Source organism: Pontibacter populi (assembly GCF_019336435.1).
GTDB classification, from domain to species: Bacteria; Bacteroidota; Bacteroidia; order Cytophagales; family Hymenobacteraceae; genus Pontibacter; species Pontibacter humidus.
The window spans coordinates 146,001-171,589 of record NZ_JAHWXQ010000001.1 but is presented as its reverse complement, the minus strand read 5'-3'; the positions used below and the strand labels follow the sequence as shown (position 1 = coordinate 171,589).

21 protein-coding genes are annotated in these 25,589 nt (G+C 46.0%); 15 read left to right on the top strand and 6 right to left on the bottom strand.

Annotation, left to right across the window (positions count from 1 at the left end; all coding sequences use genetic code 11):
• Both KYK27_RS00685 and KYK27_RS00680 read left to right on the top strand, forming a co-directional pair.
• Entirely contained in the window at window positions 1-429 is a 429-nt protein-coding gene (locus tag KYK27_RS00685; RefSeq protein WP_199108154.1) for a GNAT family N-acetyltransferase, read from the top strand.
• On the top strand, window positions 429-2,546 hold the full coding sequence (locus tag KYK27_RS00680; RefSeq protein ID WP_199108153.1) for a ComEC/Rec2 family competence protein: 2,118 nt from the start codon (window positions 429-431) through the stop codon (window positions 2,544-2,546). Before KYK27_RS00685 ends, KYK27_RS00680 begins: the two co-directional genes overlap by 1 nt.
• 49 nt (window positions 2,547-2,595) lie before the next feature.
• Here the strand turns inward: KYK27_RS00680 and KYK27_RS00675 are convergent, their stop codons facing one another.
• Entirely contained in the window at window positions 2,596-3,963 is a 1,368-nt protein-coding gene (locus KYK27_RS00675; RefSeq protein ID WP_199109174.1) for a DEAD/DEAH box helicase, read from the bottom strand.
• 855 nt (window positions 3,964-4,818) lie between these two features.
• Between KYK27_RS00675 and KYK27_RS00670 the strand changes: the two genes are divergently transcribed.
• Both KYK27_RS00670 and KYK27_RS00665 read left to right on the top strand, forming a co-directional pair.
• Complete coding sequence (locus tag KYK27_RS00670) at window positions 4,819-5,919, top strand: CaiB/BaiF CoA transferase family protein (RefSeq protein ID WP_199108152.1); 1,101 nt, start codon at window positions 4,819-4,821, stop codon at window positions 5,917-5,919.
• 98 nt (window positions 5,920-6,017) lie between these two features.
• Window positions 6,018-6,695: a hypothetical protein gene (locus KYK27_RS00665; RefSeq protein ID WP_199108151.1), complete on the top strand. Its 678-nt coding sequence runs from the start codon at window positions 6,018-6,020 to the stop codon at window positions 6,693-6,695.
• Between the two features lie 107 nt (window positions 6,696-6,802).
• Here KYK27_RS00665 and KYK27_RS00660 read toward each other — a convergent pair whose 3' ends face one another.
• The 5 genes from KYK27_RS00660 to KYK27_RS00640 all read right to left on the bottom strand — a co-directional run bounded on the left by KYK27_RS00660 (window position 6,803) and on the right by KYK27_RS00640 (window position 10,908).
• Window positions 6,803-7,549, bottom strand: coding sequence for a phenylalanine 4-monooxygenase (locus KYK27_RS00660; RefSeq protein ID WP_199108150.1), 747 nt, complete (start codon window positions 7,547-7,549; stop codon window positions 6,803-6,805).
• 106 nt (window positions 7,550-7,655) lie between these two features.
• Window positions 7,656-7,826: a hypothetical protein gene (locus KYK27_RS00655; protein WP_199108149.1), complete on the bottom strand. Its 171-nt coding sequence runs from the start codon at window positions 7,824-7,826 to the stop codon at window positions 7,656-7,658.
• Between the two features lie 116 nt (window positions 7,827-7,942).
• Window positions 7,943-9,826, bottom strand: a complete 1,884-nt coding sequence (locus KYK27_RS00650) for an ABC-F family ATP-binding cassette domain-containing protein (RefSeq protein ID WP_199108148.1) — start codon at window positions 9,824-9,826, stop codon at window positions 7,943-7,945.
• Between the two features lie 90 nt (window positions 9,827-9,916).
• Entirely contained in the window at window positions 9,917-10,312 is a 396-nt protein-coding gene (locus KYK27_RS00645; protein WP_199108147.1) for an SPW repeat protein, read from the bottom strand.
• A gap of 92 nt (window positions 10,313-10,404) precedes the next feature.
• Window positions 10,405-10,908, bottom strand: coding sequence for an RDD family protein (locus tag KYK27_RS00640; RefSeq protein WP_233150194.1), 504 nt, complete (start codon window positions 10,906-10,908; stop codon window positions 10,405-10,407).
• A gap of 334 nt (window positions 10,909-11,242) precedes the next feature.
• On the opposite strand from KYK27_RS00640, the gene murI reads away from it, so the two are divergent.
• The 11 genes from murI to KYK27_RS00585 all read left to right on the top strand — a co-directional run bounded on the left by murI (window position 11,243) and on the right by KYK27_RS00585 (window position 25,571).
• Window positions 11,243-12,058 carry a glutamate racemase gene (gene murI / locus KYK27_RS00635; RefSeq protein WP_199108146.1) on the top strand — a complete coding sequence of 272 codons (816 nt, stop codon included), beginning with the start codon at window positions 11,243-11,245 and terminating at the stop codon, window positions 12,056-12,058.
• 913 nt (window positions 12,059-12,971) lie between these two features.
• Window positions 12,972-13,526, top strand: a complete 555-nt coding sequence (locus KYK27_RS00630; RefSeq protein WP_199108145.1) for a hypothetical protein — start codon at window positions 12,972-12,974, stop codon at window positions 13,524-13,526.
• A gap of 23 nt (window positions 13,527-13,549) precedes the next feature.
• The gene (locus KYK27_RS00625) at window positions 13,550-14,734 is read left to right on the top strand and encodes a glutathionylspermidine synthase family protein (RefSeq protein ID WP_199108144.1); all 1,185 of its coding nucleotides are present in this window, start codon (window positions 13,550-13,552) and stop codon (window positions 14,732-14,734) included.
• A 324-nt stretch (window positions 14,735-15,058) separates the two neighbouring features.
• On the top strand, window positions 15,059-16,162 hold the full coding sequence (locus KYK27_RS00620; RefSeq protein WP_199108143.1) for a complex I subunit 1/NuoH family protein: 1,104 nt from the start codon (window positions 15,059-15,061) through the stop codon (window positions 16,160-16,162).
• 139 nt (window positions 16,163-16,301) lie between these two features.
• Window positions 16,302-16,904: a 4Fe-4S binding protein gene (locus KYK27_RS00615; RefSeq protein ID WP_199108142.1), complete on the top strand. Its 603-nt coding sequence runs from the start codon at window positions 16,302-16,304 to the stop codon at window positions 16,902-16,904.
• Window positions 16,905-17,049: 145 nt separating this feature from the next.
• Window positions 17,050-17,562, top strand: coding sequence for an NADH-quinone oxidoreductase subunit J (locus tag KYK27_RS00610; protein WP_317195872.1), 513 nt, complete (start codon window positions 17,050-17,052; stop codon window positions 17,560-17,562).
• Window positions 17,563-17,564: 2 nt separating this feature from the next.
• Window positions 17,565-17,876 carry an NADH-quinone oxidoreductase subunit NuoK gene (gene nuoK / locus KYK27_RS00605; protein WP_233150193.1) on the top strand — a complete coding sequence of 104 codons (312 nt, stop codon included), beginning with the start codon at window positions 17,565-17,567 and terminating at the stop codon, window positions 17,874-17,876.
• A gap of 102 nt (window positions 17,877-17,978) precedes the next feature.
• A complete protein-coding gene (gene nuoL, locus KYK27_RS00600) occupies window positions 17,979-20,150 on the top strand; it encodes an NADH-quinone oxidoreductase subunit L (protein WP_233150192.1) in 2,172 nt (723 codons plus the stop codon).
• Between the two features lie 112 nt (window positions 20,151-20,262).
• Window positions 20,263-22,005, top strand: coding sequence for a NuoM family protein (locus KYK27_RS00595; protein WP_199108141.1), 1,743 nt, complete (start codon window positions 20,263-20,265; stop codon window positions 22,003-22,005).
• Window positions 22,006-22,155: 150 nt separating this feature from the next.
• Window positions 22,156-23,670: an NADH-quinone oxidoreductase subunit N gene (locus KYK27_RS00590; protein ID WP_199108140.1), complete on the top strand. Its 1,515-nt coding sequence runs from the start codon at window positions 22,156-22,158 to the stop codon at window positions 23,668-23,670.
• Between the two features lie 8 nt (window positions 23,671-23,678).
• A complete protein-coding gene (locus KYK27_RS00585) occupies window positions 23,679-25,571 on the top strand; it encodes an amidophosphoribosyltransferase (protein WP_199108139.1) in 1,893 nt (630 codons plus the stop codon).
• Window positions 25,572-25,589 lie beyond the last annotated feature (18 nt).

Here is a 25,589-nt window from a genome sequence, read left to right as displayed (position 1 = left end):
ATGATACAGGTTATCAGGGCAGAGCAGGAGCAGGACCTCAAAAAAGCTTTCCGGATACGGGAGCAGGTTTTTGTAGAAGAACAGCAGGTGCCCCGCGAAGCTGAATACGATGGTTTTGAAGCTACTGCCAGTCATTACTTAGCTACTTTTGAAGGCGTGCCATGCGGCGCAGCCCGCTGGCGTACTACCGACCACGGTGTAAAACTGGAGCGCTTTGCCGTACTGCCTGACTATAGAAATAAGCTGGTAGGTGCGGAAGTGTTAAAGGCTGTGTTACGTGATGTGAATGCGGAGCAGAATGGCAGAAAAGTTTACCTGCATGCACAGTTACCGGCAGTAAATTTTTATAAGCGCAACGGCTTTAAAACCGAAGGCGATATGTTTACGGAATGCGATATACAACACTATAAAATGATTTTTGCGGGCTGATGCTGCAATGGGCGCCATATCCGTTTTTAAGGATTGCGCTTAGTTTTATAGCGGGCATTTTAGCGTATACAACTATAGGTGAAGGTTTCAGGTTTGCCCCTGAGGTCTTCACCTTTTTTGTTGCCCTGTTTCTGGGCTTGTTTATTTATTCCCGCAGCTATAGATCAGCAGAAGTTAATACCTGGGTTGGTATAGTTGGCCTGTTCTGTTTTGCTTCTGCAGGATTCTGGATAACTGAACTTCGCACGCCACATCTGCAACCAAATCACCTTTCTAACCTTAACCAAAAGCCAACCTATTACACCGGTATAGTTAACGATTACGTCATTCAGAAACCCGGCTACCAGCGCACAGTACTGGCTGTTGATAAAGTACTGGTTAACGGGAGTTGGCAAAAAGCGACAGGGCAGGTGCAGGTTACCGTGCCACACGATACGCCTGAAGAATATACGTTTACTTACGGCGATAAATTACTGATTAAAGGTTCGCCGCTACCGGTACAGGGCCCACTTAACCCTGAACAATTCAACTATAAGGCTTATCTACAGAAGAAAAGTATTTACCATCGCCAGAACCTGCAGGCACAGCAGTTTGCTAAACTTGGCAACGATCCACCCAATTTCCTGCTTTACCTGAGCATAAAGATCCGCCGCTACCTCGAAGAAACTATAAAGGAAAACGTGCAGGCCAAACGTGAAGCTGGTATTTCTACAGCGCTTATTCTGGGCGTAAAAGATGACCTGGATAACGACGTGCGCGACAGTTATGCTGCCACCGGAACCATGCATGTGCTGGCTGTTTCGGGCATGCATGTCGGGTTAATATTTGGTGTGTTTCTGTTGCTGTTTAAGAGTGTAAACCTGAATAAAAGTCAGCGACTGGTGTTTGTAACTATAGTGCTGACGTTGCTGTGGTTGTACGCTTTTGTGACCGGGTTGTCGGCTTCGGTACTGCGGGCAGTGCTTATGTTCAGCCTCGTGATGATAGCAATGGTCTGGAGCCGCCGGCATAACATTTATAACACACTGGCTATAGTTGCTTTCCTGTTACTTTTTTACGATCCGTATTTCCTGTTCGATGTCGGTTTCCAGTTGTCGTTCCTGGCGGTGCTAGGTATTGTGACTATCCATCCAGCAATCTATAGCTTGCTGGATATAAACAACAGATTCCTGGACAAGATCTGGGAGCTCTTTTCGATTGCTGTGGCCGCGCAATTAATCACCTTGCCGCTGGGTATCTATTATTTTCATCAGTTCCCGGTATATTTCTGGCTGGCAAATATCGTGGTGGTTCCGGTATCTTCCTTCGGGCTTTATGCAGGATTATTGGCGCTGGTTTTTTACTGGGTGCCTTATGTATCAGAGTTGCTGTTTGCGGTACATTTCGGCTTTATCTGGGTCATGAACGAGATAAACCTGTTGCTTTCCACTTTCCCGAATGCGCTCATAAATGGCCTTGATATTACAGCACTGCAGTCGTGGCTGCTCTATAGTTTGCTTGCCTTTTTTACGCTGTTCCTGGTTCGTAAAAAACTGAAGTACCTGGTGTTTGCTACCTGCATAGTTGGCGTGCTTTCGGTGCAACAGATACTGGAAACGATAGCGCAGCAAAATCAAAAATTACTGACGATCTATAGTCTGCGCGGCAGCACAGCCATGGCTTTTATACAGAGCCAAGAAGCTATACTTGTTACAGACAGCTTGCTGGCAGCAGATAAACAGAACTATAATTTCAATATACAGGCGCATTTGTGGGATCTGGGTGTGGCGGCACCAACGGTTAAACTTGTAGGAGAGGCCACTGTTCAAACTGTCGGAGTAGTCTCAGAAGTATTGCTTGACGGAAATGAGTTGCTTGTCTGGGAGAGTAAGAAAATCCTGCTTATCCGAAGACCACTGAAAGTACAGCCTATTTCAACTATGGTGTTAGATTATATTATTCTTGCTCAGAATGTTCGCATCAGACCTGAAGAGCTGCAAGCTTTTGCTTTTAAAACTATAGTGCTGGATGGTAGTAATAAACCCTGGTATATAGAGCGTATGAGAGCAGAACTCAGCAATAAGAAAATACCTGTATATGACGTGACTACTTCCGGAGCGTTGGTGCAGCAACTATAGGTTAGTACTATAAAAAACGCCGCCCCTTTTTGGAAGCGGCGTTTCTATGTTATTCTGTAGGGGTTGATTGCGGTGCGGCTGGATTACCGGCTGGGCCACGATTACCTTTGTTTCTGTTGCGGGGCGTAAATGGTTTTATTGGCCTGTCGTTACCTGTTTTTTCTGCTGTTGCACCAGCTTCGCCGGTGACAGCTTTTTGCTCAGGTTTCGGGCCTCTCGGTTTGTTTCTGTCGCGGTTGCCGCCTCTGTTTCTGTCGTTAGAACGGTTTTTGTTACCCTGTCCTGGGCGGTTGCCACCACCATGTGGTCGTTCCTGCTTCTTGCTTAGGTCGTAAACCGGGCCGGGACCAAAGTCTTCCGGTAAGCCTAATTTTGGTATCTCACGCTCAATCAGTTGCTCAACTTTGCGCACACGATACATATCCTTTTCGTTCACGAAGGTAATAGCCATACCTGTAGAGGCAGCGCGGGCCGTACGACCCACGCGGTGTACATAATCCTCCGCATCCTGCGGCATGTCAAAATTAAGTACATGGCTCAGGTTGTCGATATCAATTCCGCGCGAAAGAATATCTGTACCAACCAGAACCTGGTATTTCTTATTCTTGAAATCACGCAAAGCGGCTTCGCGCTCATCCTGCGTCATGTCAGACTGTATACCTTCGGCTTCAAATCCCATCTTGCGCAGCGATCTTACGATCTGGGCCACGTTAGACTTGCGCGAGGTGAAGATGATCATGTTCTGAACCTCCAGCTCCCGCAGAATATATTCCAGTAGGGGCAGTTTCTGGTTGTCGAAGGTCAGGTACATGCGCTGGTCTATTTTCTCAGCAGGCTTCGATACGGCCAGGTTGATTTCCTCTGGTTTGTTCAGGATCTGCTGTGCCAGGTCGCGAATCTTTTTAGGCATGGTAGCCGAGAAAAGCAACGTCTGGCGGTTGGCCGGCAACTGGCGCACAATCTTCAGGATGTCATCCATAAAGCCCATGTCCAGCATTTTGTCTGCTTCATCCAGCACCAGGTAATTCAACTCGTCCAGCTTTACATAGCCCAGCGCCATATGTGACATCAGTCGTCCTGGCGTGGCAATAATAATATCGGCGCCGCTGGTAAGGGCACGTTTCTGCTGGTCCCATTCGCCGCCTTTGTTACCGCCGTAAATGGCAATAGAGCTAACCGGGGCAAAATAGCCGAGACCTTCTACCTGCTCATCAATCTGTTTGGCAAGTTCGCGGGTTGGTACTAAAATAAGTGTGCTGGTATGTGTAGCGTTGGCATGCGAGATACGGTCGATAAGTGGAAGCAGGTACGCTGCTGTTTTACCGGTACCGGTCTGGGCGCAGGCAATCAGGTCTTTCTTCTCTAAAATAAGCGGTATGGCCTGTTGCTGTATAGGAGTAGGGCTGTTATACCCCATCGATTCTATACCTGTAACAACGTCTTCGTGTAAATTAAATGAATGGAAATTCAATGTTATTGTCTTTATATATAAACTGTTATGCACCCACTACGCAATGCGTTTAGCAGGTCTATGGTAAAGATAAATTATTTTGACATCATTTCTATAAAAAAGCTAATGGTATAGCCTGCGAAGAATGAGCTTTGTTTGGTGTTTATATGATAAATAATTGAATAAAATATAAGTAAGTGCAAAATGATGTAAATGTGGTAATTGGTATATAATATGGGTTTAAAAGCTTTAAAACGCGTTTTTGTTGATATTAAATGTAATATATATAACTATTTATATATTAATGAATTGAGGCAAGTATATAAAAAGTGATATTTAAATGTAACATTTGGTATAGGCCGGCGTAAGATGAAAATGTAGCAAACGCTGCATCCCAAAAAGACTTCATTTTACAGTTATTAGTTTATATATGAAAAAGGCTATACAAGATTCACCAAATTTCTACCTATTGCTTGGCTTGAATATTATCAATGCCCTGTTTTTTCTTTTATAACAGGTAATTCTTAAAAATCTCAAAAAAAGGCTCTTCTGCTTCGGCAGATGAGCCTTTTTTGCTTTATAGTTGCCTGTTCTGACTATACTTTTAGAAGCGGGAAACAAGCCATAGTTAGATTGGCTCTGGATAACTATCCTGCTGTTTCGGACATCTGTGTCCGAACCTTTATCTGATGCGGACATCCTTGTCCGCGTAAAAGGAAAGAGCATTCTTTATAGTTCAGCCTTCTCTTCAAACTACTTCAACATCATTAAAAATATTTCGCGAAGTTTGGGTGACTGTATAGTTTTAGAAACCTGAACGACATGATAGGTAAAGATATGCTGGTGCTGGAACTGGCAAGTGTGCTGGCCGGGCCAAGTGTAGGCCAGTTTTTTGCAGAACTTGGCGCGCGGGTGATAAAAATAGAGAATGCCGCTACTAATGGAGATGTAACCCGCCGCTGGAAACTAAGATCAGAACCAACTGAAACTGATACACCTGCCTACTTCTGCGCGGCAAACTGGGGCAAAGAATCAATGCCACTCAACCTGTCAAAGCAAAGCGATCTGGAACAACTCTATAGTTTGGTAAAACAGGCTGACATCGTTATTGCCAGCTACAAACCCGGCGACGCCGAAAAGTTACAGGTAGACTATAAAACCCTGCAAACTATAAACCCAACGCTGATCTACGGTCACTTAACTGGCTACGGCCCTGATGATGAAAGAGCCGGTTATGATGCAGTAATTCAAGCCGAGACTGGTTTTATGTATCTGAACGGGGAGCCGGAGGGAGAGCCTACTAAGTTGCCCGTTGCTCTAATGGATATTCTGGCGGCTCATCAGCTGAAAGAAGGCTTGTTAGTAGCTTTGTTACAACGCGAACGAACTAAAAAGGGGCAATATGTACAGGTGTCGCTGGTGCAGGCTGCTGTTTCGGCATTGGCTAATCAGGCAACAAACTGGCTGGTAGCAGGGCAAAACCCGCAACGCATGGGCTCCGAGCACCCCAGTATTGTCCCGTATGGTACAGTATTTACAACCTGTGATAACAAGCAGCTGGTGCTGGCCATTGGTGACGACAGGCAGTTTGAGCGCTTATGTAACGTGTTGGGAGCTACTGAAATGGCGCATGATTCAAAGTTCAAAACCAACTATAGCAGGGTGCAAAACCGGAAGGAGCTAAATGAGCTGTTGCGCCAGCTTATTGCAAAACAGGATCAGCAACAACTTTTAAATTCCCTGCATAAGCTGCATGTTCCGGCTGGTGCTGTGAACTCTGTTGCTAATGTTTTTGAATTGCCGCAAGCCAGACAGCTATTACTGGAAGCTACTGATGCTAAGCCGGGTGTGCGCCAGGTTGCGTTTAAAGTAGGAGATGAAAAACCGGTGCAACTTACCCCTCCGCCGGGTTATAAAACCTGAGGCAGCAACTATAGTTACAACGCTTTCAAAACTATATTTTATAACTCTTTACCAGTTTCTGCTGTAAAATCATTCAAACTACCGAGTATATAAAAACAATGGCAGTATCAGAAGAAAGACTTAACGATATTATTAATGGGCTTCATCAGAAATCTGTAACTAAGCAGGCTATTTACCGCAACACAAAAGCCACCTTCGACAGGATGAAGGAAATTGCCCAGGATATAGTAAAGAAACTGACCACCCGGATAACCAAGAAAGACGCTGATGTAATTATCGAATACATAAATATCAGCGAATTCGAGTTTCATGTAAAGTTCTCCGGCGACATGCTCATGTTTATCATGCACACCAACATCATCACGTTCCCGGAAGATTATGAGCTGATGAAGAACGACTACATCGAAGAAGATTTCAGGCGCAGGTTTTTCGGGCATATAATGGCATACAACTTTATGGCCGATACTATAAAATATAACCGTATGGATGACCCCGGTTACCTGGTTGGCCGCATGCTGATAAACATAGACCGCCATTTTGTAATTGAAGGCGTGAAACAGATGGAGCTGCCTTACGACCGCATTGCCCAGAATGTGATCAACAACAAAACACTACGCCTGATAATTGAAAGCGCCATGGTTGCCGCCGTAAACAACGACTTAATGGGCCAGGATGTGAGCGAAATAGAACGTATTACCCTGAAACAGAAACAGGAAAACGTGATCACACAGCCACGTAAATTAGGCTTCCAGGTGAGTTCTACGCTGACACATTGACTATAAATTTAGGCTGTGCCGCTGGCTATAGTTGGCTGGTAGCTTTGTAAGCTTAACTATGGATAAGAATTAAAAAGCCCGGCTACAACTATAGCCGGGCTTTTGTTTTATAAAGTGGCAGGTATTTCCAGTTCTGCTTTTAATTTGTCGAGAGCTATAGTTAAGGCTGGCAGAGCCTCCAGCAATTCGTTAAAATCAGAGATATGGAAATACTGGCTCTGGAAAGTCTCTTTTATGTAAGAAGTTTCCAGTATCTGCGCTACATCAAAAGTGAATTTGGTGCTGGCATCAGAAACAGACAGGTTGCTTTCTCCTACAGAGGAAAGAATACCGGCGCCATAGATCAGTGTTTTGCCATTATCAGTAAACAACCCAAATTCTATCGTGTACCAGTAAATGCGTGTCAGCAGGTCAATCACATCAGGGCGATCAATGTATTGCAGGGCAAGTTGCGATAGCTGCGCCAGGAACTGGCAGTAAACCGGTATAGTTAGCAACGGCACATGTCCGAACACATCATGAAACATATCCGGCTCTTCCAGGTAATCCAGCTGGTCCATGTTCCGGATCCAGACAGTTGCCGGAAATTTGTGGTTAGCGATCAGCTCAAAGAATAGCGCATCGTCTACAATGCCGGGCGCGGGCACCACTTCAAAACCAGTTAGCGGTTTCAGACGCTGGTTCACTTCATCAAAATCCGGAATACGGTCGCGGCTGAAGCCTACTTTTTCCAGTCCCTCAAAAAACTCCGGAATGGCTTTGCCCTGCAGGTTCTGGTACTGGCGTTCGAAAAGTATGGCCCAAACAGTATGGTTCTCTTGTGTGTAGCTGCTGTAGTTCTGTGTAATGTTCATCAGGTTGTAATTTTATAGTTACGGATAGGTATAAAAGCAAAAAAGCAGGGCTTTCGCGCTGCTTTTTTGTATCACTTAAGATAAGCCGGTAAAGACTTTCTGTTATTTACGATGTATGATCGGTGTGATTGCCAAAGAGAGCGCAGTAGGTACGGCGATAATAATAGCGATAATAGCTATAGATGCTCTGGCAATAAGAATAGATAGAATGCACCAGCTCCTGGCCAGGTGTTACCGGCAAAGAAAGTGTGATCGCTATGGAAGCTGGTTGGTGCATGTTTAAATCTATACCCCAAATAGGGAAAGTTATTTTACATATGCAAACTTCAGAAAGAGAAATATCACGGTAAACTATAAAGGCAGCCAAGTAGCCGCCTTTATAGTTGTTTAAAGTTAGATGATCTCAGCCAGCTCCAGCCAGCGGAATTCTTTTTCTTCGAGTTGCTCGTTTATCTCCTCAATTTCGGTAGCCCAGGCACTTAGTTGAGCGTGATCAGTTGTGGTGCCGGCGTTCATCAAGCCAATTACTTCCGTTTTACGCGCTTCCAGTTTTGCTATTTCCTTTTCGAGCTGCTCGTATTCTTTTTTCTCGTTAAAGGTCGCTTTGCGCTTGTTGGTCGGCTGCTCTTCTTTCCTGGCCTGAACAGGGGCAGGGGCTGCAACTATAGTTTTGGTTTCAGGTTCCTGCTTTTCCTGATCCTTCAGCCATTCGCGGTAATCGGTATAGTTACCCGGGAAGTTTCGGATCTTGCCTTCGCCTTCAAATACAAATAAATGTTCTACCAGCCTGTCCATAAAGTAGCGGTCGTGGCTTACCATCAGCAAACAACCACCAAAGTTCAGCAGGAAATCCTCGAGTATGTTCAGGGTAATAATGTCCAGGTCGTTGGTCGGCTCATCCAGTATCAGGAAGTTCGGATTTTTGATAAGCACGCGCAGTAACTGTAAACGACGTTTTTCGCCACCGCTCAGTTTGTTAACCATGGTATACTGTTGTGCCGGGGCAAACTGGAAGTGCTGTAAAAATTGCGATGCTGTAATCACCTCGCCATTAGCCATTTCCACCACTTCGGCAATCTCTTTGGCAATATCTATAACGCGCTGCCCTTCCTTAAACTGAAGTTCTTCCTGTGTATAGTACCCGAAAACCGTCGTCTGGCCGGCATCTATCGTTCCGGCATCAGGTTGTAGTTTGCCGGTCAGCATATTTAGGAAAGTAGACTTGCCAGCACCGTTCGGCCCAACTATACCAATGCGGTCTTTCTTCTTGAACACATAACTGAAATCATCTACAATCTTCTTGCTGCCAAATGATTTAGAAATATGATCTACTTCAATGATCTTACCGCCCTGGCGTGTGGTTTTAACGGATAACTCCAGCTGCGGGCCGCTTACTTTCTTGGCCGCTTTTTCTTTCAGTTCCTCAAAAGCATCAACCCGGTACTTGGCTTTAGTACCACGCGCCTTCGGTTGACGACGAATCCAGTCGAGCTCTTTGCGCATTAAGTTGCGGGCTTTCTCGGTTTCAGCTGCTGCCATTTCCTCGCGCGAGGCTTTCTTCTCTACAAAATAACTATAGTTGCCTTTGTAGCTAAACACCTGCCCACCGTCCAGTTCCGCAATTTCGTTGGCCACTCTATCTAAAAAGTAACGATCGTGGGTAACCATCAGCAAGGTGGTATTCTGCGTCGATAACAGGTTTTCCAGCCATTCTATCGTGTCCAGGTCCAGGTGGTTGGTAGGCTCATCCAGGATCAGCATGCTTGGCTCATCTATCAGTACACGGGCCATGGCTACACGTTTGCGCTGCCCACCCGATAGGTGACTGATCTTGTCTTCGAGGTTATGGATGCCCAGTTTTGATAATATCTGCTTTACTTTCAGCTCAAAATCCCAGGCCTGCAGTTCATCCATTCTTTCCATCAGGTGCTGCATTTTCTCTGCGCTGGTGTCCGGGTTTTCTATTGCGATCTCATAATCACGGATCACGTCTAACGCCTCGCTCTGTCCCGAAAATATAGTTTGATGCACGGTAAGGTTCTCGTCGAACTCCGGGTTCTGGCCCAGGAAGCCTATCGTTACTTCTTTGCGCATGCTCACGCTGCCTTCGTCTGGCGGAATTTTGCCGGCCAGCACATTCAGTAAAGTAGTTTTTCCGGAGCCGTTTACGCCAACCAGTGCCACACGCTGCCCCTGGCTAATACCAAAGTTCAGGTTTTTAAACAGCCAGCGCTCGCCGTAGCTTTTTGAAATATTTTCTGCAGATAGGTAATTCATGTTACAAATTTAGGCATTTCTTCGGGGATAGGTTAAAATAAAACAGGCCAACCTGTTAAGGCTGGCCTGTTTTACTAAAAAGTATTTTACTTACATGTGGCGGATATGATCCGGGTTGGTATGTTCTGCCTTATAGCTGTGGCTCGGTACACGGTGTGTAGTAAGCGAGGCCAGAATAGAGAAAATACCTACTATCAGGTGCGGCAGATACACATAATCATCGAATTGGAACAGCCATGGCGAAAGAGCCAGTATAACACCAATACCAAAGTCCATCATCAGGTGGCTCTGCATAGGTATACGTCTCACCAAACCAACTTCAAAGTCAGTCATAGCAGCTTGTATCAGTACTATAATACCGGCTATCACTATGGTCCAGGTGGCGGCGTCGTTGTCCGAAAAATCAAGCACCCAAGGGGCGATGATCATAAAAATACCTACTATATAATCTAAAAATCCGTGGAAACGGGTTGGAATAAATCTCATAATAATCCTCCTTTCTTATTGATACTCAGGTATAGTTATACGAGACCTTTAAGACGAGGTAATGGAAAATAGTACAATTTTAGTGAAAGGGATTAATCGCCAACTACTACACTTCGTGCAATATAATCGTGCAGCATCTGGTGGCGGCGTGTTACAAGTATAAGCAAAAAGCCAAGGCACACCGGTAAGATGGAGATTAACTTGCTGAAATAGCGCAGGTTAGATTGCCAGATGGTAATGCGTTTACCACGAAGGTCCGTCACTTTTAAGCCCAGCGTAAATTTGCCTATAGTTGCCTGCTTGGGTGAGGCTTCCAGCAGGGTATAGTACAGCCAGTGAACCGCTGCAAAGTAAGGATTGAAGAAAAGAATCTTGCCAATAAGTACTAAATCTGAGATGCTGAAGCCATTATGCTGAAATGTTTTATCCCAGGAATGAATGTGATCTGCATTTGTACCGATTGAATAAAATATGATCGTATAGAAAAAGACCAACATGGTAGTATCTACCAGGAATGCGACAAAACGGGTAGTAAGACTTCCATAAAGTGAAGAGCGCTTTATGGTTGGTGCTGGCAGAGTAAGTGCTGTTTGCATAAGGGGCTTTTCTATCTATTTAAAAAATGCTGAAATAGTATAGTTCTGATTAGTATACAGAAAAACAGTTGCACAGTGTGTCACCTTTGGCAGGCTGATAACTTCGTGAGAAGCACCAGGTGTGGAATCTTACTACATTTAAATATAAGTTATAGTTTAAAACTAACAAAATATTTAACAAAAATAATAAGTGCTTAATATTTTAGTAATATTACAGTTGCGAATATAACTTGACTTAGTTTGGTATGATTCCAAAAGGTTACAAATTTTTGTGAACAGATATATTTTAACGGTGAACGGCGTGGAAACGACTTTTTAAGTAATTTCGCATACGATGGAAAAGGAAAAAAGACATCTTCCAATTGGAATATTTGATAGCGGTATTGGCGGACTCACTGTAGCTCAGGCTATTACGAAAGTGTTGCCTAACGAGAGACTTATCTATTTCGGCGATACGGCTCACCTGCCATACGGCGATAAGTCTACCGCTGCCATACAAGCCTACGCCGTTAAGATCTGCGACCTGCTCCTGAAACAACAATGCAAGGTTATACTGATTGCCTGTAACTCGGCATCGGCGGCAGCTTATGAACTGGTAAAAGAATATGTTGGCAGCAAAGCAAAGGTGCTGAATGTTATAGATCCGATCGTATCCTATATTGGTGCTTCATACCCCGGCAGTACCATCGGCCTGATTGGTACCAAGCAAACTATAAACTCCAATGTGTACCGCAAAAAGGTAGATGCACTTGGCCTGGAAATAGACCTCAAATCGCATGCAACGCCACTTCTGGCCGCTATGATAGAAGAAGGCTTTTTTAATGATAACATCTCTGAAAGTGTTATTCATACCTATTTATCAGATCCGGACCTGCAGGGAATAGAAGCACTTATACTTGGCTGCACGCATTACCCGCTTATCAAAAAACAGATACAAAATTACTATAAAGGTGATGTGGATGTGCTGGATGCCAGCCTTATAGTGGCGCAGTATGTAAAAGATTACCTTGAGCAGAATAACTTAGCTTCAGATAAACTGGTCGGCGATCATCATTTTTACGTGTCGGACTTTACCCGTTCCTTTGAAGAAAGCACCCGTATTTTCTTTCAGCGCCAGGTAGAGTTAGAGCATTATCCGTTGTGGGAGTAGTGGGGGTAGAAGGTTTTTTCTTCGCTCTAAGCGTTATAAGTGAGAAATTATTAACCGTTCGACAGTTTTCTCTTGTCATCCCGAGCATTAGCCGAAGGATCTTATACAACCTATAGTCCTTCCTCTTCTGTCATTTCGAACAAAGTGAGAAATCTATCTCAGCTTCTAGTTGGCTCAACTACAACTTGAACCAAGCTATCCTGACAAATTACTTCTAATCCTGGGAACTCTACAAATCTACAGTTTCAATTTAGCTTTGGTGCCCTCACGGCCGGGAGGCCTCGTCTTCGGGCATCGCGCGGTGTACATTTCTTTTGTTCGTTCCTCACAATGCCCTTACAGGCACCAGAAATCTACAAGGCGCTCAACCCAAAGACTGATAGGTTTCTCTTAGCAACTGCTAACTATAGTTTGAAACTATAAGCTTCGAGATTAATCGTGGTCGTAGTTTCTTAGGGACAGGTAGACCTGTCCTGATCGTGGACTGTAACTCTAGCACTATAACTCAAACTTTAACTATAGCCGAAAAGTCCCCCTTTGAAGGGGGTAGGAGGATGACAAACAGCAACTATAAAACTACAACCTCAACATATAGCAAAGGAAGAAATTCCCCTCTCGGGGGGGAGTGGTGGGTTAAAACCGTAACGATAAAACCATAGCCACCAACAATAGCTAAAGCAGAAAAACTCCTTCCCCTGTTTTTAGGGGAAGGTAGGGAAGGGGTAAAAGCTCCCCTCCTTAAACAAGCAGAGATTAGGGGTGACTGAGCCTCGCCAACTATAAAATTCCAACTATAATCAATAGAAAAGCCCCTTTTTCACTTTGACCTTCAGCCTGAGGGAAGCCTAAATCCCGTGATAATTACCAAAATCAGGCTAAAAACCGTACCTTTAACTGTAATCCATCAGAACTCATGAAAAAACGATACCTGCGCATCGGCGACCTGAAACGAAACGCTTTTATTGTAGCAGCAGCTACCTGTATGGGCCTGACTAGTTGCGGACCAGACAACAACAATAATAATACGGGTGCCAACGAAGAGGTGAAAGTGCCGGATGGCATCATTACTGAACTTACCGAAGAAGCACCGGATCAGTGGAAAATAACCGATGAGCGAACAACCGTTCCAGGAGCAAGCATGGCTATCCTGAAGTATCAGGATGGCCGGGTTGATACCCTGAAAGGTCTGGAACTGGAGAACCAGATGAAAAATGTTGCGGCAAACCAGAACACGTACCAACAGGGCGGCTTCGGGTTAGGAAGCGTACTTTGGTGGAGCGGAATGGGCTACATGGCTGGCCGAATGATGTCGCCGAGACCTGGCTACTACGCTAACCCGGGTGTAATGAACAATACAGCAGCATGGCGCCAGAATGTGCAAACATACCGTCAGCAGTCCACGGCACCTCGCTCCGGCAGAAGCGGTTATTTCAGAGGCCGTAGCAGTGGCAGCGGTTTCGGTGGCTAATCCATACTTCAGAACTATAGTTAATGCTTGATAACTTAAGAATCAAAGTTCGCCTAGAGCCCCATACAGGCGATGTGGAAACTGCTGTGCGTGGGCTTGGTTGGGAGTGGTGCGTAGAAGACGGCTGCGCCAACTATGTACCCGGCGAAGCAGTGGTATTAAATGAGCAGGATGCTGATGCACTGTTAGAGGCTGCCGATTCGCTCTATAATATGATGGTGCAGGCAGTGCCTGACGATTTACCGGATGCTTTTCTGAACGTGCTGGGCATACCGCAGAACCTGTGGCAGCTGGTGCGCCAGTCCTGGAACGACGACCGCCACTGGCATTTGTACGGCCGCTTTGATCTGGCTCAAACCCCCGAAGGGCCAAAACTGATTGAATTTAACGCTGATACCGCCACCTCCATTCCCGAAACGGCTGTAGTACAATGGGCGAGCCTGGCTGCTGCCGGCAAAAATGATGCGAACCAGTATTCCGGCCTTTACGAGGCGCTGGTAGAGCAATTTAAGGCCTGGCGCATGATGAACAGCGATCTTGCCCCTGCTTTACTGCTGACTTACATTGGCGGAAGTGCTGAAGATGAAACCAATTGTGCTGTGCTGGCTCAGGCGGCCAAAGAAGCCGGTTTTGACACACATCTTTGCCCGATAGATGAAGTAAATATTTCGACAGAAGGAACAGAGCGTGGTGTTTGGGCACAGGTAGAAAATGAGCAATGGCAACAGTTTTCGTTTCTGTTTAAGTTATTGCCCTGGGAGCAGATTGCCTGGGAAGAACCCGAACTATGCGAAAGCCTGACACAACTTTCCCGTAGCCGCAATGTAGTGATTGCTAACCCGGCTTATACCTTACTGTTCCAAAGTAAAGGCATGCTGGCCTGGCTCTGGAAAGCTTATCCTTACCACCCGCTTTTACTCGAAGCTGATCTTACTCCTCTGAGGGATAAGTATATCCGCAAACCCTACTTCGGTAGAGAAGGGCAAAGTGTGGAAGTGGTGGATAAAGTGCGTGTTACCAAAATGGAAGGGGAATACGACCAGCAACAGCAGGTTTACCAACGCTGGTGCGAGTTACCGCAAGACAACAAAGGCTATACCTACCAGGCAGGCGTATTCTGGGCTGGCGAAGGTTGCGCCATCGGTTTCCGCCGCGAAAAAGGCATCATCACCAACCTGTCGCAGTTTGTACCGCATTTGGTGGAGTAGGTTTTAGATTTGAAAATTTGGGAATTTGAAGATGAGTAGATTTCTAAACCATAGCTATAGTTTGTTGAAGCTGTAACTATGGCGCGAGCGTCTTCGCTCGTGACAAACTATAGTTGGGCGTCCCGCCCAGTTGAGTTACAAACTCAACATAATGGTAAGACACGAGCTGAAAGCTCGCGCCAGCAAAAACAATCAAGCAGTAAAACTATAGCTATTAATCCTGCCAAACCCTAAATCCTGTAAATCCTGATTCAGACAAATCTCTACCTCCCCAAATTTCCAAATTAAAACTTACCTTTGCCTGCTCATAAATCCTGAACGCCTATGCTCGCTTTTGTGCTAACACTTGTACTGTTGCTTTCGATAGTGATCGTGCTGGCGTATGCAGAGCGGAAGGTGGCGGCTTTTATGCAGGATAGGCTTGGCCCAACCGAAGCAGGTCCTTATGGCTCTTTGCAATCGGTACTGGATGTGCTTAAACTGTTGCAGAAAGAAGATATTGTTCCTGCTGCTGCTGATAAGAATCTTTTCAAGTTAGCCCCGATCTTAATATTTGCTGCAGTTTTCGCTGGTTTTGCTGTTATCCCTTTCACGCCGGATCTGGTGCCCGCAGGCATAGGAATTGGCGTTTTCTATCTGCTGGCGATCATCTCATTAGATGTAGTTGGTCTGTTGATGGCCGGCTGGGGATCCAATAACAAATATGCCATGCTAGGGGCAATGCGCTCGGTAGCTCAGATCGTGTCGTATGAAATTCCGGCTGGGCTGGCTATACTGTCAGCAGTTATGATTTGTCAGTCATTGGATTTTCAGGAGATTAGTTACCAGCAAGGTGCTTTAATGAACCGGTTTCCGGGGCTGGAGTTTGAGATGAACTGGCTGTTTGGCATCGAGGCCCTGGGCATTAACACGACAACTATAGGCGGCATTACTACCTGGAACATTTTCCGTGCACCTATACTTTTGATTTCCTTTATCATATACTTTATAGCGTCGCTGGCTGAGAGTAACCGTGCACCTTTCGATATTCCGGAAGCGGAGTCGGAGTTGGTGGCGGGTTTCCACGTAGAATATTCAGGATTCCGGTTTGCCATATTGTTCCTGGCAGAGTATAGCATGATGGTATTGGTTTGTTTAGTAGCCGTTATCCTTTTCCTGGGAAGCTGGAATACGCCATTGCCAAACATCGGCCCTGTGAGTTTAGCGTACTGGACAACCGGCACTGTAGGAGAACTGTCAGGAATACTCTGGGGCGGCTTCTGGTTGCTGAGCAAAACATTTGTACTATTGTTCCTGCAATTGCAGATACGCTGGACGTATCCACGTTTGCGCGTAGACCAGCTGATGCACCTGTGCTGGAAAGTGCTCACGCCTATTGCTTTAGGTGTTGTACTGATTGCGGGCATCTGGCGATTGTTAATGATTTAAAACTAGTGTCATTTCGAGTACAGCGAGAAATCTATCTGGAATTCTAAATAGATATCTCATTACATTCGAGATGACAGAACTATAAGAATAATTCCCCTCCTCAGAGGGGTTAGGTGTGGGTTAACACGCCATTAAGATTATGGAAACTAAGACCATAAAACATAAATCCGGATTCTGGTTTGCGGTAAGGTCACTGATAAGTGGCCTGCGCCTGACGTGGAAACACTTCTGGAATGCAAAAAACCGCCGTACCCCGGAGTACGTGACCGATAAAAATTACTTTAACCAACCGGAGGGATTAGTAACGCTGACTTATCCTTACGAAGCAATTCCTGTTCCCGATAACGGCCGATACCGCCTTCACAATGAGATTGATGACTGTATAGTTTGTGATCTTTGTGCCAAGATCTGCCCGGTTAACTGCATCACGATAGAATCTGTAAAAGCAACGGAAGAGATCGGGCTAACCTCTGACGGAACCAAAAAGCGACTATATGCGCCAGTTTTCGACATCGATATGGCCAAGTGTTGCTACTGCGGCCTTTGCACTACCGTTTGCCCAACCGACTGCCTGACCATGACACCCGTGTACGATTTCGCGGAAGTAGATATCAAAAATATGATCTACCATTTTACTGACTTGTCGCCGGAGCAGGCCGAAGAGAAAAAGGAGCTTCTGGCAAAGCAGCAGGAAGAAATGGCAGCGGCAAAAGCAGCTGCGCTGGCAGCAAGAAAACAATAGAAGCAAAGACCTAGCAGTGCGCGCAGCTCCTGCTAGTGTCTGGCTAAGAATCAAAGCCTTTGGCATCAGACACTCGTAGGAGCTGCGCACGCTACGAGGTCTTTTGAGCAACTAAAACCAATAACGAACAACTAATAACGGAATCGTGCTTTTCTACATCTTCGCAATACTGGCTATAGTCTCGGGGGCATACATGGTGCTGACGCGTAACCTGCTGTACGCTGGTTTCTCGCTGCTGATAGTATTACTGAGTATAGCTGGCATTTACGTGCTGCTGTTTGCTGATTTTATAGCTGTTACCCAACTTATGGTATATGTGGGTGGGGTGTTGGTGCTGATACTTTTCGGTATCATGCTCAGCAGTCGCGTGCAAGATAAATCGTTGTTGTCGGAGAACGTGAATACGGTTTGGGGTGCGCTGGTGGCCGGGCTTATAGTTGTGGGGCTAAGCTATAGTATCCTTAAATCCAATATCAGCTCGCTGCCATGGCTGCAAACAATGGAAATGGATGTACTGGGCAACCAGAAAAGCACGGTGCAAACAATTGGTATAAAACTGATGACGGATTTCGTACTGCCATTCGAGATAGCCTCATTGTTGCTACTTATTGCCCTGATGGGTGCTGCTTACATTGCCACTGACAAACAGAAAGTATAAGCATGAATATTCCCTTAGAACATATTTTGCTGCTGAGTGCGGTGCTTTTTAGCATCGGCATACTGGCAGTTATTACCAAACGCCATGCGGTGGTGGTACTAATGGGGATTGAGCTGATCTTTAACGCGGCCAACCTGAACCTGGTAGCTTTTAGCCGTCATGATCCGCAATTATTGCAGGGGCAGTTGTTCTCCCTGTTCGTTATAGTTATTGCCGCCGCCGAAGCAGCTGTTGCCTTAGCCATAGTTCTGCGCGTGTATCAGCATTTCAAAACTGCCAATCTGAGCGAGATTGTAACCGACATTAATAAGTAAACCTTACGGTTGATCAACACGCAACTATAAGTATAAAATTTAAGCAATATACTTAACTTTGGCAGCTGAAAACTGCACACAACTGAAACTATAAACCTAAACTTGGAGCTTACCCAACTTTTAAAGCCACTGGCTGGCACGCCCCAAACCACTACTGCACTGGTAGTGTTGTTGCTGCCGCTTCTGGCTTTTATGGTACTGTTTAGTTTCGGTAAGCGCCTGCCCCGCCGTGGCGATTGGCTGGCGATTGGCATTTCAGCAATCACTTTTGCACTTTCGGTTTATCTTTTCACTCAAACCTGGAACACTGCAACCTATCATACCCGCACCGTCTGGTTTAGCCTGCCCTCCATTATAGTTTCCGATTTTACAGCCGGTATACTGCTGGATAACCTCACGGTGCTCATGCTGGTGATCGTGACCTTTATCTCCACGCTGGTGCAGTTGTTCTCGGTAGGGTATATGCACGGCGACACAGGCTATCATCGCTATTTTGCCTACCTGGGTCTGTTTACGTTTAGTATGCTGGGTATTGTGCTGGTAGATAACCTGTTGCTGCTTTTTATCTTCTGGGAACTGGTAGGTTTGTCTTCCTATCTACTCATAGGTTTTTGGTTTGAGCGGCCGGCAGTGGTGGCAGCCAATAAAAAAGCTTTCCTGGTGAACAGAGTAGGGGATATTGGTCTGCTGCTCGGTTTGTTTGCCCTCTACACCTATTTCCGCACTTTCGACCTGGAAGCCCTCAGAACACTTATCGGCTCAGGTGAGTGGCTAAATAATAATTTCATAGTTACCTATAGTTTAAATGGAGAGCCCTGGCTGCTGGAACTGAGCCCATTGCTGCTGACTTTAGCCGGATTAGGTTTGTTTATGGGTTGTGTGGGCAAGTCGGCGCAGTTTCCGTTGCAGATTTGGTTACCCGATGCCATGCAGGGTCCTACGCCGGTTTCGTCGCTGATACACGCCGCAACTATGGTGGCGGCAGGTGTTTACTTACTGGCACGATGCTATGCTTTTTTTACCCCGGATGCACTAACCATTATCGCTATAGTTGGGGCCATTACAGCTTTGCTCGGAGCGCTTGCTGCACTGAACCAATTCGACATTAAAGCGGTGCTGGCATTTTCTACCATTTCGCAACTGGGCTATATGGTAATGGGAATGGGAACGGGCGCGTATGATGCGTCGCTTTTCCACCTGACCACACATGCTTTCTTTAAGGCAGCGTTGTTCCTGAATGCCGGTATTATCATTCATGCCATGCACCGCGGGCTGCACCACGCACACCTGGAAAACATAGATCCTCAGGATATTAGGAATATGGGTGGGCTGCGCAAAACTATGCCATTCACATTTTACAGTTACTTGCTGGCAACTGCTGCTTTGGCAGGCATTCCGCTTACATCAGGTTTCCTTTCCAAAGATGCTATCCTTTCGGTTAGCTGGGCATGGGCGCAAACTATGAGCGCAAACGGTAATTTAGTATACTTTATAGTTCCGATAACCGGCTTTGTAGTAGTGGTGCTGACAGCGTATTATATGACGCGCCACATGTGGTTCATGTTCTTCGGCAATTTCCGGGCGCCTTTCAATGTGACCCAGATTCGCTTCTCTGCAAAACTGGAAACGGAGCGTGTCATGTTGGTTCCGGTAATTGTACTGGCTCTACTATCGTTAGGTATTTTCTTCTCCTTAAACCCTTTGAGTTTTAGCGGTAGTTGGGTTGTAAACGGTATCGGTCTAGAAAATTTCTCGTTTGGCCTGCTTGCTGATAACCTGATGCAGGCTATAACTATACAGGATAATGGAAACCACCTGGTGCACATTGTAATCGGAGTGGCTTCTGCATTGTTGGCGGCAGTCGGAATAGCGATAGCGCTCATCAAATATAACCGGAAAACGAGCGAACAACTAGCAGGCGAGCAGCTGAACAGCACCTTTGCCCGACTCAGCTATAACCACTTTTACCTTGATACTTTCTTTAACACATCTTTTGTAAAGCCGGTACTCTGGACAGCTACTACGCTTTACCGTGTCGATAAACGCATCATAGATTATACCCTGAACTATGGCAGTAAATGGCTGGTCGTGCTCTCGAAAATGGTGAGTTGGTTCGACAGACTGGTAGTAGATGGGTCGGTGTGGCTGGTAGGAGCACTGTCGAAGGTATTCGGAATGCTTGGCCGGAACCTGCAGAATGGGAAAGTACAGAGTTATTATGCCTATTCGCTTTTCGGATTTATTTTGGTTATACTATATATCGTCTTGTTTTAAAGTATCTTTGGGACTAAGATTTTTGAGATTATAAGATTTTGCAGGAGGAGTGTTAAAACCAACCGCCAGCAATTATCAATCAGCGATTAACAATCAACCATAAAAACAGTTGATGGATTTTATACTTAGTAGCCTTATTTTTTCACCTTTATTAGCAGCGCTTGTATTGCTGCTTATGCCCGCTCGTCTGCAAAAGCCGGCGAAGGTAGTAGCATTGCTGGGTGCGTTGGTGCAGATGGTGCTGGCTATAGTTTTATACTTCCGCTTTGATGGTACCGCCGCAGCCAACGGGCAACAGGGCTATCAGTTTGTAGAGAAACTAAACTGGATCGGCTTTTCATTGGGTAGCCTTGGTCGTTTCCAGATCGAGTATTTTGTGGGTGTAGATGGCATCAGTATCAGCATGGTGCTGCTCACAGGCATTATTGGCGTTATCGGCGTTATCTCATCCTGGACTATAAAGAAGAACGTGAAGGGCTATTTTCTGCTCTACCTGTTATTGTTAACCAGCGTAATGGGTTGTTTCCTGGCCCTGGATTTCTTCCTGTTTTACCTGTTCTTCGAGTTCATGCTCCTTCCGATGTACTTCCTGATCGGTATCTGGGGTGGTCCGAAACGCGAATACGCTGCTATCAAGTTCTTTATTTACACGTTGGTTGGTTCGCTTTTTATCCTGATTGTGATGATCGGGTTATATACATCTGTGATCGACCCGTTAGCTACAGCAGCACAATTAGGCATGCTGCAAACCAGCGGAATTAATCCGGATACGATCCTGCAGGTGCAGCAATCTTTGCAGCAAAATGTTATCGAGGGTGCAGATCTCGTCCGCACATTCAGTATCCCGGCCATGATGGATCCTGCCAACTTTATACCAGGTAGTTTGCTGCATGTGTTCTCCGGTACGGTGCTGTGGGATTTGCCTATCCGTTTTATTGCCTTCCTGTTATTGTTTGCCGGTTTTGCCATTAAAGTGCCTTCGGTGCCGGTACATACCTGGCTCCCGGACGCGCACGTGGAGGCTCCAACGCCTATTTCTGTTTTACTGGCTGCCATACTTTTAAAGGTGGGCGGTTATGGTCTGATCCGAATCGTTTACCCGATCTTCCCGGATGCCGGTGCTTATTTTGCCGTGTTGGTTGGCGGCCTGGGCGTGCTTTCCATTATCTATGGTGCCCTTTGCGCGCTGGCCATGAACGACTTGAAAAAGCTGATCGCTTACTCGTCGGTATCGCACATGGGTTTTGTGTTGCTGGGTTTGGCTTCGCTTACTTCGGAAGGCGTGAACGGTGCGATTTATATGATGTTCAGTCACGGTATCATTTCAGCGATGCTCTTCCTGGTAGTTGGTGTTATTTATGACCGCGCCCACGACCGCATGATCTTGAACTTCCGTGGTCTGGCCAAGCGTATGCCGGCTTACACTACGTTTGTGGTAATTGCTTTCTTTGCATCACTGGGTTTGCCTGGTTTCTCTGGGTTTATTGCGGAATTGCTGGTACTGGTAGGTGGCTTTAGCTCTCCTGATATAACCGGACTGTTGCCACGCTGGCTAACTATAGTTGCTGTTTTTGGCTTATTACTGGCGGCTGCTTATTACCTGTGGGCGCTGCAGCGCATGTTCTTTGGCAAGTACTGGATATTCCCGGAACTGCGCGAGAAAGCAACTATGTCAGACCTGAATAGGAGAGAATACCTGATGTTGGTGCCGCTGGCCATTCTTGCGTTTCTGTTCGGCATTTTCCCGCACCTGCTGTTGGATAAAATTGGAATGACGGCACAGGGCTTTACAGAACTGGTGCTCAGAAGCGGGCAGGAACAGCTAAATATGGTGTTGTCTACGATCATTAAGTAAATAAATGCTCTTCCGGACTTCCAAGTCCGGAAGCAGGATGCTGGGGATTTCCTAATCCCCATTATACTATAAATGCGGATTTGGAAATCCGCTTCAGCTTTAGTTTCGGATTAAGAAATCCGAAACAGCAAAAAATAATAGATTAAGTAAGTGAACGAACAGGCAGTATTATTATCTGATAAGATCGACGCCATTATAGCCGGGGCAGGTTCGCTGTTGCCTGAGTTATTGCTGGCTGGTTTCTTTCTGCTTCTGGTCACGCTCGATCTTTTTAAATCTAAAACTATAAAACAGCTGCTGCCGTGGCTGGCACTTACCGGGCTTTTTTCCGCTTTTGTACTTCAAATCTTAGGCGGCTATACATCAGGTGGCGTGCAGTTTCTAAATTTGCTGCGCTCCGATGGACTGGCCCGTTACGGCGGAATCCTATTTAGCGCTGCAGGCATCTTTACCACACTTCTGTCACTCCAAAGCAGGTCCCTGGAAAATCTGAAAGAAGGTAAAGGGGAATACTTTGCTTTGATCCTGATGCTGGTGCTGGGTCTGAACCTGATGGCGAAGTCCATTAACCTGCTCATGGTTTTCCTGGCTATCGAGCTTGTATCCATAGCATCTTACATTCTTACACTAACCTTAAAACACGAAAAACGCGCTGTAGAAGCCGGCCTGAAATATATCCTTTACGGTACCTTATCGGCAGGGGTGATGCTGTATGGTATGTCGTTTTTCTATGGCTTTACCGGTTCCCTAAACTATACCGAAGGCACTTTCTGGCAGGCACTTCTGCAGGCCGATTACCTGCTGGTAACTATAGCAGCTATACTTGTATTTGCAGGCTTTTTCTTTAAGATATCTGCTGCGCCCTTCCACTTCTGGGTGCCGGATATTTACCAGGGAGCACCTATGCCCATCGTTGCCTTGTTCTCAACAGGTCCTAAAATGGCGGGTATCATTGTTATACTTCGTTTCGTGGCAGCCTTCTCCGATCCGGCTGTAGCCTCTTATTTCGATGATATACTCTGGTTCCTGAGCATTGCAGCCTTGGCGACACTTATCATTGGTAATTTTACAGCACTCTGGCAAAAAACGCCACGCAGGCTGATGGCTTATTCTTCCGTTTCGCATGCGGGTTTCCTGCTGATGGCCTTGCTGGCTTTTGGTACCAACTATAGTTCGAGTGTGCTGTTTTACCTGTCGGTGTTGCTGTTCATGAACTACGGCATTTTCCTGTTTCTGCAGATATCCGAAGAGAATTTTGGAGTCACCAGGCTGGAGCACTTTACCGGCTTAGGGCACAAATTACCTTACCTGGGCCTGATGGCTTTGTTGTACCTGCTATCATTAACCGGTCTTCCACCTTTAGCTGGATTTATGGGTAAGCTGTTAATTTTTAGCAATGTCTGGGAAGCCTATAGTTCATCGAACCAAACCATGCTGCTGGTACTTTTAGTAGCGGGTGTGCTGCTTACCGGCGTTGCGCTATTCTATTATATCAGGATTCCATACTACCTTTTCTTTAAAAGGAATTATACTGAAGAAAAATTAGTTATTTCACTGTCGAATAAGCTGCTGCTGGGGTTTTTTGCGTTGCCGCTGCTGGTCCTGTTTTTTAAGCCCGACCTGCTGCTGCACTGGATCGAAAAACTGTTGGCACAGACACTTTAACAGCAAACATGAGCGATTCAATAAAACACGAATGCGGTATTGCCCTCATAAGGCTCCGAAAACCAATTGAGTATTACGTTGAGAAGTATGGCACGCCCATGTACGGCGTTAACAAGCTGTTTTTGCTTATGCAGAAGCAGCATAACCGTGGCCAGGACGGGGCAGGTGTTGCCAGTATTAAAATAGATGCCGGACCGGGCATGGAATACATCAGCCGTTTCCGCTCTGTAAAGACCCGCGCCATCGACAGCATTTTTGGCAAGATCGGCAAAGAGTACAAAGAGCTGAAAGAAAGTAACCCGGAAAAAGCGGAAGATATCAGCTGGGTATGGAATAACATGCCTTTCCTGGGCGATGTGTACCTGGGCCACCTGCGTTACGGCACACACGGCGTAAACAGCGTGGATAACTGCCACCCGATGGTGCGCGAAAACAACTGGCGAAGCCGCAGCCTTGCTGTTGCCGGTAACTTTAACATGACCAACGTAGAAGAACAGTTCCAGAAACTGATCGAACTTGGTCAGCATCCAAAACAAAAGTCTGATACTATAACCGTTCTGGAAAAGATCGGCCACTTCCTGGACGAAGAAAACCAGGAGCTGTTCGAATCTTACAAGCACGAGTTTACCAATAAAGAAATAACCAGCCTGATAGAGGAGAACCTTGACCTGGAGCATGTTTTAAAACGTGCCGGTAAAGATTTTGACGGTGGTTATGCCATGGCAGGCCTTACCGGTTACGGTGCATCGTTTGTTGTCCGCGACCCGAATGGCATTCGTCCGGCTTATTATTACATAGATGATGAAGTAGTAGTGGTGGCGTCTGAAAAGCCGGCTATTAAAACTGCTTTTGATGTTGATTATAGTGCTATCAAGGAAATTACGCCGGGACATGCGCTTATAGTTGATAAAGAAGGAAATCCATCGCTGAGAGAGATTATAGAGCCGCGCGAAAAGTTATCGTGCAGCTTTGAGCGCATCTACTTCTCCCGAGGTAACGATCCGGAAATTTATGAAGAGCGCAAAAACATGGGCAAGCGCCTTTGTGGTCAGATTCTGGAAGCTGTTAACTACGATCTTAAAAATACCGTTTTCTCTTATATCCCGAACACCGCCGAAACCTCCTGGCTGGGCATGATGAAGGGAATCGAAGACTACCTGCGTACCTACCGCAAACAAGCAATTCTGAACCAGCAGCTTACTGAAGAGGAACTGGACGACATTCTGCAGTTTAAGCCACGCGCTGAAAAGCTGGTAATTAAAGATGTTAAGCTCCGCACCTTTATTACCGACGACAACAACCGCGACGACCTGGTAACGCACGTCTACGACACGACTTATGAAGTAGTGAAGAAGGGGATAGATACGCTGGTTGTGCTGGATGATTCTATTGTTCGTGGTACTACACTAGAGAAGTCTATCATTAAGATGCTGGACAAACTGGACCCGAAAAAGATCATTATCGTTTCCTGCGCGCCGCAGATCCGTTACCCGGATTGCTATGGCATTGATATGAGCCGCTTAAAAGAGTTCGTAGCTTTCCGTGCCATGTTAGCGTTGCTTGAAGACCGGGGCTTATACTACAAAATTGATGAAGTGTACGATAAATGCCAGGCTGTAGAAGGAACTGAAGCGTTTAAAGAAACCAACTTTGTAAAAGAGCTTTTCGACCTGTTTACGCATGACGAGATCTCTGCCAAAGTTTCTGAAATTGTGAAAGCGCCGGGAGTGAAAGCTGAAGTACAGGTAATTTATCAAACTATAGAAGACCTGCACCTGGCCTGCCCGAACCATAGAGGCGACTGGTACTTCACAGGCAACTACCCAACACCGGGTGGTACCAGAGTTGTGAACCGTGCGTTCATGAATTTTGTGGAGAAAAAAGCAGTAAGAGCTTACTAAGTAACTATAGCTATTTAT

Coding starts and splice junctions, on each gene's coding strand:
- KYK27_RS00620 (WP_199108143.1), top strand. CDS start 15,059: ATGCTCGCTTTTGTGCTAACACTTGTACTGTTGCTTTCGATAGTGATC.
- KYK27_RS00660 (WP_199108150.1), bottom strand. CDS start 7,549: ATGAACATTACACAGAACTACAGCAGCTACACACAAGAGAACCATACT.
- KYK27_RS00630 (WP_199108145.1), top strand. CDS start 12,972: ATGAAAAAACGATACCTGCGCATCGGCGACCTGAAACGAAACGCTTTT.
- nuoK (WP_233150193.1), top strand. CDS start 17,565: ATGAATATTCCCTTAGAACATATTTTGCTGCTGAGTGCGGTGCTTTTT.
- KYK27_RS00640 (WP_233150194.1), bottom strand. CDS start 10,908: ATGCAAACAGCACTTACTCTGCCAGCACCAACCATAAAGCGCTCTTCA.
- KYK27_RS00665 (WP_199108151.1), top strand. CDS start 6,018: ATGGCAGTATCAGAAGAAAGACTTAACGATATTATTAATGGGCTTCAT.
- KYK27_RS00685 (WP_199108154.1), top strand. CDS start 1: ATGATACAGGTTATCAGGGCAGAGCAGGAGCAGGACCTCAAAAAAGCT.
- KYK27_RS00645 (WP_199108147.1), bottom strand. CDS start 10,312: ATGAGATTTATTCCAACCCGTTTCCACGGATTTTTAGATTATATAGTA.
- KYK27_RS00595 (WP_199108141.1), top strand. CDS start 20,263: ATGGATTTTATACTTAGTAGCCTTATTTTTTCACCTTTATTAGCAGCG.
- KYK27_RS00670 (WP_199108152.1), top strand. CDS start 4,819: ATGATAGGTAAAGATATGCTGGTGCTGGAACTGGCAAGTGTGCTGGCC.
- KYK27_RS00675 (WP_199109174.1), bottom strand. CDS start 3,963: ATGGGGTATAACAGCCCTACTCCTATACAGCAACAGGCCATACCGCTT.
- KYK27_RS00655 (WP_199108149.1), bottom strand. CDS start 7,826: ATGCACCAACCAGCTTCCATAGCGATCACACTTTCTTTGCCGGTAACA.
- KYK27_RS00625 (WP_199108144.1), top strand. CDS start 13,550: ATGCTTGATAACTTAAGAATCAAAGTTCGCCTAGAGCCCCATACAGGC.
- KYK27_RS00650 (WP_199108148.1), bottom strand. CDS start 9,826: ATGAATTACCTATCTGCAGAAAATATTTCAAAAAGCTACGGCGAGCGC.
- KYK27_RS00680 (WP_199108153.1), top strand. CDS start 429: ATGCTGCAATGGGCGCCATATCCGTTTTTAAGGATTGCGCTTAGTTTT.
- KYK27_RS00585 (WP_199108139.1), top strand. CDS start 23,679: ATGAGCGATTCAATAAAACACGAATGCGGTATTGCCCTCATAAGGCTC.
- murI (WP_199108146.1), top strand. CDS start 11,243: ATGGAAAAGGAAAAAAGACATCTTCCAATTGGAATATTTGATAGCGGT.
- KYK27_RS00615 (WP_199108142.1), top strand. CDS start 16,302: ATGGAAACTAAGACCATAAAACATAAATCCGGATTCTGGTTTGCGGTA.